Here is a 12,568-nt window from a genome sequence, read left to right on the forward strand (position 1 = left end):
GATCGCCGCGCCGCCGCCGGCATTGATCGGCACGGCAGCCGCATGCTCGCCCGGCGCGCAATCGCCAGGGGCGGCGCATCGACATCCGAGGCCCATTCAAAGTGAGAATCGAACGCGCCCCGCACTTGGATTACCCCGGCGTATCGCTTCGTCAGCTCGAACGCACGGACGCGGACGCTTGGTATGCGTATTTGAAGCTCCCTCATGTCGTCGAGCACACGAGCTGGAACTTGCGCGCGAAGAACGATCTGCTGCCGCTGTTCGACGGTTACGACGCCACCTCGGCCGAATCGACCCGGCGTCTCGCGACGCGTCGACGATCGCACGCAGGAATTGATCGGCACGATAGGCTTTCACTCGATTTCGGAAGTGAACCGGACTGCCGAGATCGCTTATGACCTCTGTCCGTCGCATTGGGGAAAAGGCATCGCGCGCGCGGCGTGCGCATCCGTCACCGCGTGGTCGTTCGGCCACTACGGCTTTGTCCGCGTGCAGGGGACGGTGTTGAAAAGCAACGCGCGATCGGCGCGCGTGCTCATCGCCTGCGGGTATCGTCACGAGGGGCTGCTCCGCTCCTATCGCATCGTGCGAGGCGCCCCGGCGGACTTTGCGCTCTATTCGCGACTGGCAATCGATTAGCGATCGCCGGTCGCGCCGCGTGGCAACTGCAATGCAACCGGGATACAACCGCGATGCAAGAGCGCACGCCCTCGGCACGCGCCCTCCCGGAAGGGCTGTCAGCCGGAAGCCTTTCCGGGAGGGCGCGGTCGGGCCTTCCGTTAAAATCCCGCACTTTCCACCCGGACCGGCACTTTCGCCATGCAACCCGCCCCGCTCGCTCAACCCGCTTCCCCCGGCGCCGACGACGCCGAATCCGTCCAAGACCTCGTCTACGGCCCCGACGATCGCCCCGCGCCGGCGGTCGCCTTCGTCGCCGCGCTGCAGCACCTGCTCGCGATCCTGGTGCCCATCGTCACGCCCGGCCTGCTGATCTGCCAAGCGCTCGGCGTCGCGAGCCGCGACACCACGCTCATCGTGTCGATGTCGCTCGTGATCTCCGGCATCGCCACATTCGTCCAGTGCAAACGCTTCGGCCCGCTCGGCGCGGGTCTGCTCATCGTCCAGGGCACGAGCTTCAACTTCGTCGGCCCGCTCATCGCCGGCGGCGGCCTGATGGTCAAGCAGGGCGCGCCCGTCGAGACGGTAATGGCCGCGATCTTCGGCGTCGTCATCGCCGGCTCGTTCGTCGAGATGGCCGTGTCCCGCGTCCTGCCCTTCGTCAAGCGCCTCATCACGCCGCTCGTCACCGGCATCGTCGTGCTGCTGATCGGCCTCACGCTCATCAAGGTCGGCCTCGTCAGCATGGGCGGCGGCTACGGCGCGATCGCCAAGGGCAGCTTCGGCAGCATCCAGAACCTGACTCTGTCCGGCCTCGTCCTCGGCACCATCATCCTGCTCAACCGGGTGCCCGTCGTCTGGGTGCGCAGCACCGCGCTCGTCATCGCGCTCGCCATCGGCTATCTCGCGGCGGCCGCGATGGGCCGTCTCGATTTCACCGGCGCGCGCGAAGCCGCGCTCTTCCAGATCCCGACACCGCTGCACTTCGGCCTCGGCTTCTCGTGGTCGCTTTTCGTGCCGATGCTGATCATCTATCTCGTCACGTCGCTCGAAGCGATCGGCGACGTCACCGCCACCAGCAAGATTTCCCGGCAGCCCGTCGAGGGCGCGCTGTGGATGCGACGCATCAAGGGCGGCGTGCTCGTCAACGGCGCCAATTCGCTGCTGGCCGGCGTCTTCAACACGTTCCCCAGCTCCGTGTTCGCACAGAACAACGGCGTGATCCAGCTCACCGGCATCGCGAGCCGCCATGTCGGCATCTGGATCGCAGGCATGCTCGTGCTGCTCGGCCTCTTCCCCGTCGTCGCCGGCGTCCTGCAGGCCGTGCCCGAGCCCGTGCTCGGCGGCGCCGCGATGGTGATGTTCGGCGCGGTCGCCGCGTCCGGCATCAACATCCTCGCCGGCATCCGGCTGGACCGCCGCGCGCTGCTGATCATCGCCGTCTCGCTCGCGCTCGGCCTCGGCGTGTCGCAAGTGCCGGAGATCCTGACGAGCCTGCCGCACGCGCTGAAGAACGTGCTGGAATCGGGCGTCGCCACGGGTGGCATCTGCGCGCTCGTGATGAACTGGTTCCTGCCCGAGAAGAAATGACGCGCCGACGAAGCGCTTGATGCAATAGCGGCGGCTCGCGGGCCGCCGCCGAGCGGGGAAAGGCGCGCGTTCGTCGCCGCGCCACATCCGTGCGTCGACATGTCATCGCCGAATCGGCGTCCGAACGCGTCGCCAATCGCCTGATGGCCCGCTGCCCCGCCTCCCGCTCGTCTCGCCACGACGGCTCGCGCGAACGCCTCGCGTGAAACGCCGACAACCGCCGAATCGCGCAGGATTCACCACACGTCCGCGCGGCGCGTCACGCATCGCGGCGATTCGGCGATTCGGCGATTCGGCGAGTCAGCGAGTCAGCGAGTCAGCGAGTCAGCGAGTCGATGATCCGGCGATCCAACTGCTTGCGTGCGGCGCTCGAGCGCATTCGAAACGCCACGGCGCCTGCGGCCATCGCACGCTTCACGACGCCGACTTGCGCATCGCACGCTCACGCCCGATGCCCCGAGATCGGCCCCGCCTCGCCGGTCAGGTTGAAGATGCTGTCGATCCACGCGAGGAATGTCGACAACGTGAAATCCGACCACTGCTCGGTGCGATACGCCTTCATCACGGGCGTATCCGCCGGGTCCCGCTGATTGAGCAGATCGGCGACGAACGTCCCGACGTCCGCGTCGATGCCGCTCTCGTGGATGCCCGATCCCGTGAAGCTGACCGCCGTCACCTGATGGTTGCCGATGAAGTCGTCGCGCGCCCACGGCATGAAATAGCCGAAGTTCGGCAGCGCATTGAGCACCTCCTTCAAGTTGCTCAGCTCCTGATCGAACATCGCGAGCGACAGTTCGTCCTTGGTCGCGTCGTCCGGCGCCGCAATCACCGCGGACACGAACGGGCGGTAATGGTAGGCCGCGATGATCTTGTCGCGCCGGTACGTCGTGAAGCCGAAGCGGTCGTGCGGATAGGTCGCCGACAACGCTGCGTACGCGCTGCCCATGTTACCGGGATCGAAGTTGCGGGTCAGCCGGCTGTTGATCGTGATCATGCCGTCCGGCGCCGTCATCCCCCACTCGTCGCGCACCTTGTCGTATAGCCCGACGGACGGATGCGTCGCCGGATCGGCGCCGAAGCGCGTAAAAAAGACGGTGCCCGCGTCGTCGAGCAGCGAGCTGTGCATCTGCGGCCGCAACGTGTTGCGCAGCGTCGCATAGTTGCCGAGCGTGCCGTAGCCGCCCGCGCTCGTGCCGTACACGAGCAGCCGGTTCGGCTGGCCGAATCCGTGGTCGACGAGCCACTGCGCGACCACCCGCATGTTCTTCAGTCCGTTGTAATGCTGAATCCGCCAGTCGCCCGACGGCGACGTGTAGCTGCGCACCGCACTGCCCATGTGTATATCGCCCGTGCAGTACGGAACGAACACCTGGGTCCAATCCTGCGTTTCCACCTTCGGCTCGCCGACGAGGATATGCGCGAGATCCATTCGCGTCATCAACGGCGACAGGAACGACGTCTTCAGGCTCTGCTGCACGGTGCCGTTCACGTAGTTCCGCGGAACGCCGCCGGGATTGAGCGCGCCCAGCCCCGCCTGCGAGCCGGCCGCCGTTTCGGTGCAGGTGCCGTGATCCCAGCATGCGCCGCCGGGCTCCATCATAAGGAGCAGGCTGTCCGACTGCGCGCGATTGACGTAGAAGCGCATCGGCGTGCCGTTGCCGCACGACGCGCCGCTGCTTTCCGGCAGCGTCACTTCGTACCACGAATAATAGGGAATCGACGAATCCTGCATCGCCGCGCTCGCGGCATGCCCGTCGAGGATCGCGAGGCTCAGCAGGCCGGCGACGCAGACGCGTTTGACGCATTCGAGAACGGACATTCGCTCCTCCATCTCTATCGATCGTTTTTTTTCGCCGCCACGGCGCACGGTCACGAGCGCGCGGCTCGCTCAACGGGTGTCGGGACGGGACGACTGGTCGAACAGCTGAACGCGCAGCGCCTGCAGACGCTGCGCGATGACGGCCTGTTGCTGGCCGGGATCGGAAATGCTCGCCTGCACCTGCATGACGATGTCGCGGCTCTGCTGCGCATAGGCCTGATAGCGCGGGTCCTGCGCGGGCGACGGGCCGACGGTCTGCCGCGCATAGGCATCCCACTGCTGCCGCATCGCCTGGATGGCCGCGCTGCGCGTCGCGGAATCCGCCGTCGTGTCGGCAACCAGCGCGATGCCAATCGCCTCGGCCTGCACCGGGACAATTTCGTTGCGCGCAACATGCTCGGGCAATTCCGCAAGAATCTGATGGGCCAATCGGGCTCTTTGCGCAACCGGCATGCTGTTCCTGCCTTCGCCGTATGCGGCGACCCGATCTCGGAAGCGAGCGAATGCAACGATGCGCTGCACCTGCGCTTCCGCGTCCGCGCGGCCCGCAAGACTCTTTCGCAGTGCGACGAGATCCAGCTTGCGCTCAGCGGGGCCGGCGTCGGCGAGCATTTCGCTCGGCGTCGCGCCCGCGGACGGTTCGACCCGTTCGCTCGGCGTCGCACCGGATTGCGCGGGCCAAGCGGCGGCGGCCGGCGACGGCGTCACGTATCGCCATACCGCAACAGCGGCACCGATCATCGTCAACAGCGATACCGTTCGCCAAAGCGTTTTCGATTTTTTCACGGCGTCTCCTGATCGGGCCGTCGCGACACTTCACAGTTTGCTTTCGAGTAGGTTCTATGTCGAAACATACCCGTGGTCAAAGCGCGCGCTAGAAGGTATCCACTAGCCGCAAAACACGCATCGGACGCTCGCATTGCCTGCATTTCCTGACATATCGCGGCGCCGGGGCGCGCGCCGCTTTACGGGCGGGTGTCGGCCATCGGGTTTCCGTCGATGAATGGTGGTGCGTGGTACGTGATGTGTGCGGTCGACGACTGTCGACGTTCGGTGTCCAAACGAAATGAGCGAACGTCGCGCCGATGGAGCGCAACGATTCGCCGCGATGTTTCGCAAGCATGGCCAACGGCGCGCGGAACGTCTTCCTCCGGGCGGTCGAATCGATCGGTGCGCCCATCGACATGGCCCGCAGCGCCGGTCATACGCCAGTCATACGCGCAATGACGATCCGACATTCGGCGCGAACGAACGCTCGTTGTCGTTCAGGCGGAACGGCGACATGATGCACGCGACGCAGTCGTACACGTGCGCCGGCCCTGCGTTCACGTCGATCGCGCATCTCACCGGCATCTCACCGGCATCTCACCGGCATCTCACCGGCATCACGCCGACGATCGTGAACTCGACGCCGTTCCCTTCGCGCTGACGGCGGCGCGGTGTATTCCGTGACCGGAACCGGTGCAAACATGGGCATCGACAAGCAAGCGGTCGCGACGCGCAGCAAGGCCGCCTTCGATACGCCGGACGCGGGCGCGAAGACGCACGACATCCCGATGTCGAACGACGAGGTGGGCTGAGTGTCGATTCAATCGACGTCCAGTTCACTCGTCGCGTCCGGGCCCGTCGCGATCGCGAATCTGAACGGCCGCTGCCGATATGTGCGAGGGCTCGGCGCGCGACGCCGTGCGGCTATTCGATCGACAATTTGCGCGTGCGGGGACAGCGAAGGCGTGATTCACGCGGCGGCACAGGCGGACGATTACCGGAGGCATTGGTTATGAAACGAGCCATCGAAATCCTCGATCTGATTCTGAAAGTGCTGTCGTGCATCGCCATTCTCGTCGCAGGCGGATGGGCGGCATGGATTTTCTGGCTCGGCGGTTCGACAGACTGGCAGAACAACATCACGCTCGACACGCAGGTGCTGCCCTATCACGACAACCTCCGCCTGCTCGTGATCCATGCAAAGTCGAAAAACCCGCGCAACAGCACTTTCGCGTTGACCAGCAGCAACAAAGACACGTACCAGTTGCGCGTACGCAAACTGCCCGTGGATGCGAAAGCCGGAACCGTGTTTCACGAGGACGAAGGAGAACTTGTCGCGAGCGCAAACTTGCTGGAACGCGCAGGCGACAGTTACGAGTTCCTGCCCAATGCCGAAATGGACGATATGCAGGCCGTCGTCCTGCCGGCCGGCAGCATGGTTTCGGTGATTGCAGAAATGAAGATTCATGCAGGTACATATAACTCCGACGAAAATTCCACGTCGGCTATCGTTCGCATCGCACCGTGAGCCGACGCGATGCGCCCTGTTGCGTCCTGATGCGTCCTGATGCGTCCTGATGCGCCCTAACCGCCCGAGCGCATGCAAGGTCGCCCCCAAGAGCGAGCGCGCGCGTATCGGCCGACGTTTCGACCACCGCCGCGATGCAGTTCCGCCGACAACGTCACATTTCGCAACGGCGTTGAAGAAAAGCGCGCGCATCCGCCAACCATCGCGCGTCGACCGCGACCCGAGCCTGTCCGGTCAGGCTCGACATCCGCGCGTTCATCGAGCGTCGAATCACCGTCCGCCGATGCGCACCGGCCCGTTCCGCCATGATCCGTGTCGCTACCGGGATCGGCATTGCCCGTCTCGCGCGCCGATTGTCGGGCGCGGCATCGACATCGAACGACCTCCGCTTCACAGCCGCGCTGCCGCCGCGGATCGACGAGTCGCTAGGGTCGAGCAAACGATCGTCGCCGCCTTTCGGCGGACGCTCTTCGCTCAACTCGAGCAGCCCGTCTTCGCGGCTCGGTGCGGAGCCGATCGTCGTGCGCGTCGGCAGATCAGGCGAATCGCGCGTCGGCCCAGGCGCGCGGCGCGTTCGGTGTTCGGTGTTCGGTGTTCGGTGTTCGGTGTTCGGTGTTCGGTGTTCGGTGTTCGGTGCTCGGTGCTCGGTGCTCGGTGCTCGGTGCTCGGTGCTCGGTGCTCGGTGTTCGCCATGCGCCGAACTGGCGAAATTCGTGGATCAACCGCCACCGGATGCGCCGCCAGACGCCGCGCCGGAACTGCCAGACAACGCCATCGACACGGGCTGCACGCCGCCCGTCGCGCCGGTCGGACTCGAATCGGCGTTCGAGCCGCCCGGCTTCGAGCAGGATGCCATTGCCATTGCCATCGCCATCGCCAATCCGGCCGTCGTTACCCCAACGGCAACCGCATGCCATACGCTTCGAGAAAATTCGGGTTGCATAGCCCCTCCCGCAGTGAGCGAATCCATCGCGCAGCAGGCGATGCACCGCGCATCCCGGCCGCAGCCGCGTGGCGAACCGTCATCGGCCCATCGGCCGCCTGCTGCACGCTCGCGGCCGCCCGCAACGTGCTCGCGCCAGCCGCGGCGTCGCCCCGCACGCTGCGCCGCACCCGCCGCCGCGCCCCGCATCGCCTAGAATTTCCTTCAAAGGACAACAACGAAAGACGGCCGCGCGACTGGCGCCAGATGCGCCGAACGCGGCCCAGGAGACAGCCATGTCCGAATCGCCACTCCCGTCTCGACACGTCGATTACGAAAGCTTCGAGATCCACGTGTCGCCGGCCCCGACGCAGGCCGACGCAAACCGCTACACGTACGCCGGCTACGTGTGCCACCCGGGCGCCGATCCGGCGCTGCCCGGTCACACCGTGCCGTTCCATGCGGACGGCGAAGAGAGCTTCCGCAGCGCCGACGAGGCGTTCCACGAGGCGGTGTCGATCGGCCGCAGCATCGTCGACGGCACGCATCCGGATCTGTCGGTGCTGTCGCTCGTCACGCACGGTTATTGATACCGCGATGTCGCGCGACGAGCCGTGCGGAGTCGGCGACGTCGCGATACTTGCGGCCGCGATGGCGACGGCGGCCAGCATCCGGCGTCTGAGCCCGGCTCCGGCCACGCAACGTCGAGCCGACCGACAACGCGCCGCATCTCGGCACGCCGACGCCGCAGCGGAACGGCACGCTGAAGCATGTCCGGCTCGTCCGGCTGTGCGCGGCCGAACGCCTGACGCGTCGACAAAAAAACGAGACGGCTCGCGAGCCTGCGCTCGCGCGCGCCCGATTCGCGCGTCATCTGAGCACGGGCGCCCCCGCCGCGCGTGCGCTCGTGCGCGGCGCGGCCACGTATCGCCGCGAGATCCCCAATGCAATCAGCGCGGCGACCGTCAGCGCCGCAGACGCCGGTGCGAGCCGGCCCACGCCCCACGTGTCCGCGACCCGCCCGCCGAGCGCCGAGCCGAGCGAGATGCCGGCGAAGATCCCCGACGAATTGAGTGCGAGCGCCATCGCACGGTAATTCGGCTCGAGACCCACGACGCGCCGCAACTGCGACGGATAGAACAGATCCTGCATCAAAGCCCAGAGCGCGAGCAGCGCGAGCGCCGCCGCGAATCGCGCGCCGCCGGCGAAGCCCGCCGTCGCGAGCGCGGCCATGCCCCCGAACACCGTGAACACCACGAGCATCGCGCCCATCGCCGCGCCGAGCAGCGAATCGGCCGACCAGCGGCGCGCCACGCGCTGCGCGACGAGATTGCCGAGCACGCCCGTCACGCCGAACACGAGGAGCGCGAACGCGCCGTCGCCCGGGCTCGCGCCGAAGCGCCGATGCAGCAGCGGCAGGATCAGCGTGTACGTGCAGAAGAACGCGCCCGTCTGCAGCACGACGACGGCGAGGCCCGCCGCCGTCGCGGGACGCGCGAGCAACGCAAGCAGCCCGCCCGGGCGCATCCGCTCGCCGCGCGACGCGTCGCGAACCGTGCAGGCGATCCATGCGGCGCTGCCGAGCGCGACGGCGGCGAGCCAGCCGAATGTCTCGCGCCAACCGAGCGCCTGCGCGACCCAGGCCGACAGCGGCGCGCTGACGACGCTCGATAACGTCACGCCGACGAACACAATCGCGAGCGCCTTGCCCTGCCGCTCGGCCGGCGCGAGCCCGGCGCCGATCGCGGTCGCGACGGGGCTCACCGCGCCCGCGCCGACGCCCGCGACGATCCGCGTCGCGAACAGCCAGCCGAAGCCCGGCGCGAACGCGCCGGCGAGCGTCGCGAGCGACGTCGTCAGCAGGCCGGCGATCAGGACACCGCGCCGCCGCCGATGCCCGATCAGCATCTGCAGCATCGGCGCGCCGAGCGCGAACGCGATCGAGAACGCCGCCATCAACAGCGCCGCGCGCCCCGGCGCGATCCGCCAGTCGGCGGCGAGCGACGGCAGCGCGCCCACCACGCCGTACGACATGCTGCCCATCGCGAAATTCGCGCTGGCGAGCGCGCGCAGCGCGTGACGCTCGGGTTCGTGTGTCTTCATCGAATCCCCTTCAAATGTCCCGATCGCGGCCACCGAAGCCGCGCTTGGCGACAGTCTGCGCACCCTGTTGGTATATTTGAAATCGATTCTTCGTATTGGAGCCATTCACATGGGAAATACGTCGACCGAATGGCGCGGCGCCGATCTCGCGCTGCTCGCCGCCCTCGACGTGCTGCTCGAAGAGGCGAACGTGACCCGCGCGGCCGCGCGGCTGCATCTGAGCCAGCCGGCGCTGTCCGCGCAACTGGCGCGCCTGCGCGAGCTGATCGGCGATCCGCTGCTGCTGCCCGCGAAGAACGGCCGCGGGATGGTGCCGACCGCGCGGGCGCTCGCGCTGCGCGGCCCGTTGCGCGGCGCGCTGCGCGAGCTGCGGACCGCGCTGCGTCACGGCGCGGCGTTCGATCCGTCCACCGACGAACGCACGTTCCAGATCGTCGCGAGCGACAACGGCTTCGTGATGGCCGGTCTCGATCTCGTGCGGCGCGTCGCGACGCGCGCGCCGGGCGTGCGTCTCGCGTTCCGCAACCTGCCCGCCGACGCCGCGGGTGCGATGCTCGAGCGCGGCGAGGCCGATCTGCTGATCGCCGCCGATTTCTCGGTGCCGCGCACGACGGTCGCGCGCCCGCTGCTGCAGGAACGATATGTGATGGCGCAGCGCAAGGGACATCCGCGCGGGCTCGCGCCGCCCGACCTCGACGCATACTGCGCGCTTCGTCACGTGATCGTGTCGGGCGACGGCGGCGGTTTTCACGGCTTCATGGACGACCGCCTGCGCGCGCTGGGGCGCTCGCGGGCCGTCGCGGTGTCGGTCCAGCAGTACCATCTCGCGCCGCTCGTGCTCGAAGCGACCGACTACGTGTGCGCGCTGCCCGAGCGCTTCCTGATGCGCTTCGCCAAGCGGCTCGATCTGCTGCCGCTGCCGGTCGAAGTCGAAGGCTTCAAGCTGGCCGCCGCATGGCATCCGCGTCTGCAAGCCGATCCCGCGCACCGCTGGCTGCGCGACGAGCTGTTCGCCGTCGTTCGGCAGCGCACGGGCGAGCCGGAGCCGGAGCCAGCCCCGGAATCGGGCGGCGGCGCGCGGACGACCAAGCCTTGAGCGCCGCGCGCCCGTCGCCGGATGCGCTCCGTCCCCCGACAAACGGCCAAGCGCCGGGCTTCGGCGCATCGCCCCGCTCGCCGCTGTCACAAAAACGCGGCCCGCCCCGTCTTGGTGGGATGGACCGTTAGCCATTCAAGCCCCCTACGAACATCACCGAAACCTTCCGACCGAAGCCGTCCGACGAACCGTTCACCACGCTGCGCCCGCGCCTCTTCTCGATCGCGTACCGGATGCTCGGCACGCGCGCCGACGCCGAGGACGTGCTGCAGGACGCATGGCTGCGCTGGCACCAAGCGGATCACGGCGCGCTCGACTCGGCCGAGGCGTGGCTCGTCACCGTCGTCACCCGGCTGTCGATCGACCGGCTGCGCGCCGCGAAGGCACAGCGCGACGCGTATGTCGGCTGGTGGCTCCCCGAACCGCTCGTCGACGTCGACGAGCGCACGCCCGAGACCGCGGCAGAGTTCGCCGACGATCTGTCGGTCGCGCTGCTGTGGGTGCTCGAGCGGCTGTCGCCCGAGGAACGCGCGGCGTTCCTGCTGCGTCAGGCGTTCGAGCGCGACTACGCGGAAATCGCGCAACTGCTCGACAAGAGCGAGGCCGCCTGCCGGCAGCTCGTTCATCGCGCGTCGACGCGCGTGCAGCAGGCGCACCGGCGCTTCGACGTGTCGCGCGATCGGCACCGGCAGCTCGTCGAGCGCTTCGCGCAGGCCGCGGCGAGCGGCGAGCGCGGCGCGATCCAGGCGCTCCTCGCCGACGACGTCGAGCTCGTCGGCGACGGCGGCGGCAAGGTGCCGTCGTTCTTCAAGGTGCTGCGCGGCGCGCTCCGGATCGCGAATCTGTACTGGGTCGTCGGCCGGCGTAACGTCGGGCGCATCGAATACCGCCTCGTGCAAATCAACGGCGAGCCGGGCCTGCTGCGCTTCATCGACGGGCAGATCGAGTCGGCGCAGGCGTTCGTCACCGACGGCGCGCGAATCGTCGCGATCTACGCGGTGCGCAACCCGGACAAGCTTGCGCATATCCCGACACGCGACGCGTGAACGCTGCCGGGGGGCGCGCGGCGGCCCGCGTCTGTGCGCGATGTCGCGCGGCGAATCGCGCGTCGCCGCCGCGGCGCCGCGTGCCGCCGCGCGCGCTGCGCGACGGCTCATTGCGTTACGGCTCGGCTTCACTGCTTAGTTCGCTGTCGAACGGTTTGGCTTGATTCGATTCGACGCGCCTGACTTGGCCTGACTTGGCTCGGTTTGGCTTGGTTGGCTCGACTCGACTCGACTCGACTCGACTTGGCTCGGCTCCGCTCGGCTCGACTCATAGCCAGCATGGTATGGCACGCCTCGAAGACCATCCCATCGTCCAAACGGCCATCGATTTCGACCCGCGCCGAGCCGCACCGCCCCTCTCTCCAGCAAAAAGTCTGTCACAAACGCGCGCCGCGACGCGTCTTGTAGGCGAGAGGGCCGCATCGGGCGGCCCTCGCCTTCAAGAGGAAACCGATCATGGCGCACGCCCCCCGTCTTCCGTACCCGAAGCTCGCGTCGAAATCGTTCAACGCGCTGCTCCATCTGTCCGAAACCGTGTGGAGCGGCTCGCTCGACAAGCGGCTCGTCGATCTCGTGTTCCTGCGCGTGTCGCAGATCAACGGTTGCGCGTACTGCATCGACATGCACTGGCGCGATCTCGTGCGCCTCGGCGTCGACCAGCGGCACCTGAACGCGGTCGCCGGCTGGCGCGAGGCGCCGTTCTTCGACGCACGCGAGCGCGCCGCGCTGCAATGGGCGGAAAGCGTCGCGCGAATTCCGCGCACGGACCCGAGCGACGCGGCGTTCGCGGAGCTACAGGCGCACTTCTCCGAAGCCGAGATCGCCGAGCTCGGCTTCGCGATCGCGACCATCAATGCATGGAACCTGCTCAACGTCAGCTTCAGGAATCCGATTCCGGAAGCGGTGTGAGCGGACGTCAGGGGCCGGTCGTCGCGCCGCAAGGGCGACGACCGCCTCGCGGCGTTTCGACGTTCCGGCGTTTCGGCGTTCGGCGTTCGACGTTCGACGTTCGACGTTCGACGTTCGACGTTCGACGTTCGACGTTCGACGTTCGACGTTCGACGTTCGACGTTCGACG

At 67.7% G+C, this 12,568-nt stretch carries 12 protein-coding genes and 1 pseudogene; 8 read left to right on the forward strand and 5 right to left on the reverse strand.

The annotated features are described in order from the left end of the window. Nucleotides 1-101: 101 nt before the first annotated feature. Together WS78_RS13765 and WS78_RS13770 are read left to right on the forward strand one after the other, a co-directional pair. A pseudogene (locus WS78_RS13765) lies at nucleotides 102-639 on the forward strand (GNAT family N-acetyltransferase). Between the two features lie 180 nt (nucleotides 640-819). Further along, nucleotides 820-2,208, forward strand: a complete 1,389-nt coding sequence (locus WS78_RS13770; RefSeq protein WP_038753145.1) for a nucleobase:cation symporter-2 family protein — start codon at nucleotides 820-822, stop codon at nucleotides 2,206-2,208. Nucleotides 2,209-2,650: 442 nt separating this feature from the next. Here WS78_RS13770 and WS78_RS13775 read toward each other — a convergent pair whose 3' ends face one another. Together WS78_RS13775 and plcR are read right to left on the reverse strand one after the other, a co-directional pair. Next, complete coding sequence (locus WS78_RS13775) at nucleotides 2,651-4,039, reverse strand: pectin acetylesterase-family hydrolase (RefSeq protein WP_059574662.1); 1,389 nt, start codon at nucleotides 4,037-4,039, stop codon at nucleotides 2,651-2,653. 57 nt (nucleotides 4,040-4,096) lie between these two features. After that, nucleotides 4,097-4,813 carry a phospholipase C accessory protein PlcR gene (gene plcR, locus WS78_RS13780; RefSeq protein WP_059574664.1) on the reverse strand — a complete coding sequence of 239 codons (717 nt, stop codon included), beginning with the start codon at nucleotides 4,811-4,813 and terminating at the stop codon, nucleotides 4,097-4,099. A gap of 496 nt (nucleotides 4,814-5,309) precedes the next feature. Between plcR and WS78_RS35865 the strand changes: the two genes are divergently transcribed. Beyond that, nucleotides 5,310-5,456, forward strand: coding sequence for a hypothetical protein (locus WS78_RS35865; protein WP_156437505.1), 147 nt, complete (start codon nucleotides 5,310-5,312; stop codon nucleotides 5,454-5,456). Between the two features lie 351 nt (nucleotides 5,457-5,807). Further along, nucleotides 5,808-6,323, forward strand: coding sequence for a hypothetical protein (locus tag WS78_RS13785; RefSeq protein WP_038753150.1), 516 nt, complete (start codon nucleotides 5,808-5,810; stop codon nucleotides 6,321-6,323). Nucleotides 6,324-6,477: 154 nt separating this feature from the next. Here the strand turns inward: WS78_RS13785 and WS78_RS13790 are convergent, their stop codons facing one another. Next, nucleotides 6,478-6,801 carry a hypothetical protein gene (locus WS78_RS13790; protein ID WP_226377149.1) on the reverse strand — a complete coding sequence of 108 codons (324 nt, stop codon included), beginning with the start codon at nucleotides 6,799-6,801 and terminating at the stop codon, nucleotides 6,478-6,480. 58 nt (nucleotides 6,802-6,859) lie between these two features. Then, nucleotides 6,860-7,312 (reverse strand): hypothetical protein, encoded by a 453-nt coding sequence (locus tag WS78_RS35870; protein WP_156437506.1) that lies wholly within the window; start codon nucleotides 7,310-7,312, stop codon nucleotides 6,860-6,862. Between the two features lie 229 nt (nucleotides 7,313-7,541). Here WS78_RS35870 and WS78_RS13795 point away from each other — a divergent pair, with 229 nt between their 5' ends. Further along, nucleotides 7,542-7,835 carry a hypothetical protein gene (locus tag WS78_RS13795; protein ID WP_059574666.1) on the forward strand — a complete coding sequence of 98 codons (294 nt, stop codon included), beginning with the start codon at nucleotides 7,542-7,544 and terminating at the stop codon, nucleotides 7,833-7,835. A 280-nt stretch (nucleotides 7,836-8,115) separates the two neighbouring features. Here WS78_RS13795 and WS78_RS13800 read toward each other — a convergent pair whose 3' ends face one another. After that, complete coding sequence (locus WS78_RS13800) at nucleotides 8,116-9,348, reverse strand: MFS transporter (protein WP_059574668.1); 1,233 nt, start codon at nucleotides 9,346-9,348, stop codon at nucleotides 8,116-8,118. 109 nt (nucleotides 9,349-9,457) lie between these two features. Here WS78_RS13800 and WS78_RS13805 point away from each other — a divergent pair, with 109 nt between their 5' ends. The 3 genes from WS78_RS13805 to WS78_RS13815 all read left to right on the forward strand — a co-directional run bounded on the left by WS78_RS13805 (nucleotide 9,458) and on the right by WS78_RS13815 (nucleotide 12,399). After that, nucleotides 9,458-10,444 (forward strand): LysR family transcriptional regulator, encoded by a 987-nt coding sequence (locus WS78_RS13805; protein ID WP_052145168.1) that lies wholly within the window; start codon nucleotides 9,458-9,460, stop codon nucleotides 10,442-10,444. Between the two features lie 152 nt (nucleotides 10,445-10,596). Further along, a complete protein-coding gene (locus WS78_RS13810; protein ID WP_059574670.1) occupies nucleotides 10,597-11,490 on the forward strand; it encodes an RNA polymerase sigma-70 factor in 894 nt (297 codons plus the stop codon). A 456-nt stretch (nucleotides 11,491-11,946) separates the two neighbouring features. Beyond that, a complete protein-coding gene (locus WS78_RS13815) occupies nucleotides 11,947-12,399 on the forward strand; it encodes a carboxymuconolactone decarboxylase family protein (protein WP_038753158.1) in 453 nt (150 codons plus the stop codon). Nucleotides 12,400-12,568: the final 169 nt, after the last annotated feature.

Source organism: Burkholderia savannae (genome assembly GCF_001524445.2).
GTDB lineage: Bacteria > Pseudomonadota > Gammaproteobacteria > Burkholderiales > Burkholderiaceae > Burkholderia > Burkholderia savannae.

Excerpts from the sequence above, each read along its gene's own strand:
- WS78_RS13795 (WP_059574666.1), top strand. The coding sequence starts at position 7,542 with ATGTCCGAATCGCCACTCCCGTCTCGACACGTCGATTACGAAAGCTTC.
- WS78_RS13805 (WP_052145168.1), top strand. The coding sequence starts at position 9,458 with ATGGGAAATACGTCGACCGAATGGCGCGGCGCCGATCTCGCGCTGCTC.
- WS78_RS13770 (WP_038753145.1), top strand. The coding sequence starts at position 820 with ATGCAACCCGCCCCGCTCGCTCAACCCGCTTCCCCCGGCGCCGACGAC.
- WS78_RS13775 (WP_059574662.1), bottom strand. The coding sequence starts at position 4,039 with ATGGAGGAGCGAATGTCCGTTCTCGAATGCGTCAAACGCGTCTGCGTC.
- WS78_RS35865 (WP_156437505.1), top strand. The coding sequence starts at position 5,310 with ATGATGCACGCGACGCAGTCGTACACGTGCGCCGGCCCTGCGTTCACG.
- WS78_RS13800 (WP_059574668.1), bottom strand. The coding sequence starts at position 9,348 with ATGAAGACACACGAACCCGAGCGTCACGCGCTGCGCGCGCTCGCCAGC.
- WS78_RS13785 (WP_038753150.1), top strand. The coding sequence starts at position 5,808 with ATGAAACGAGCCATCGAAATCCTCGATCTGATTCTGAAAGTGCTGTCG.
- WS78_RS13815 (WP_038753158.1), top strand. The coding sequence starts at position 11,947 with ATGGCGCACGCCCCCCGTCTTCCGTACCCGAAGCTCGCGTCGAAATCG.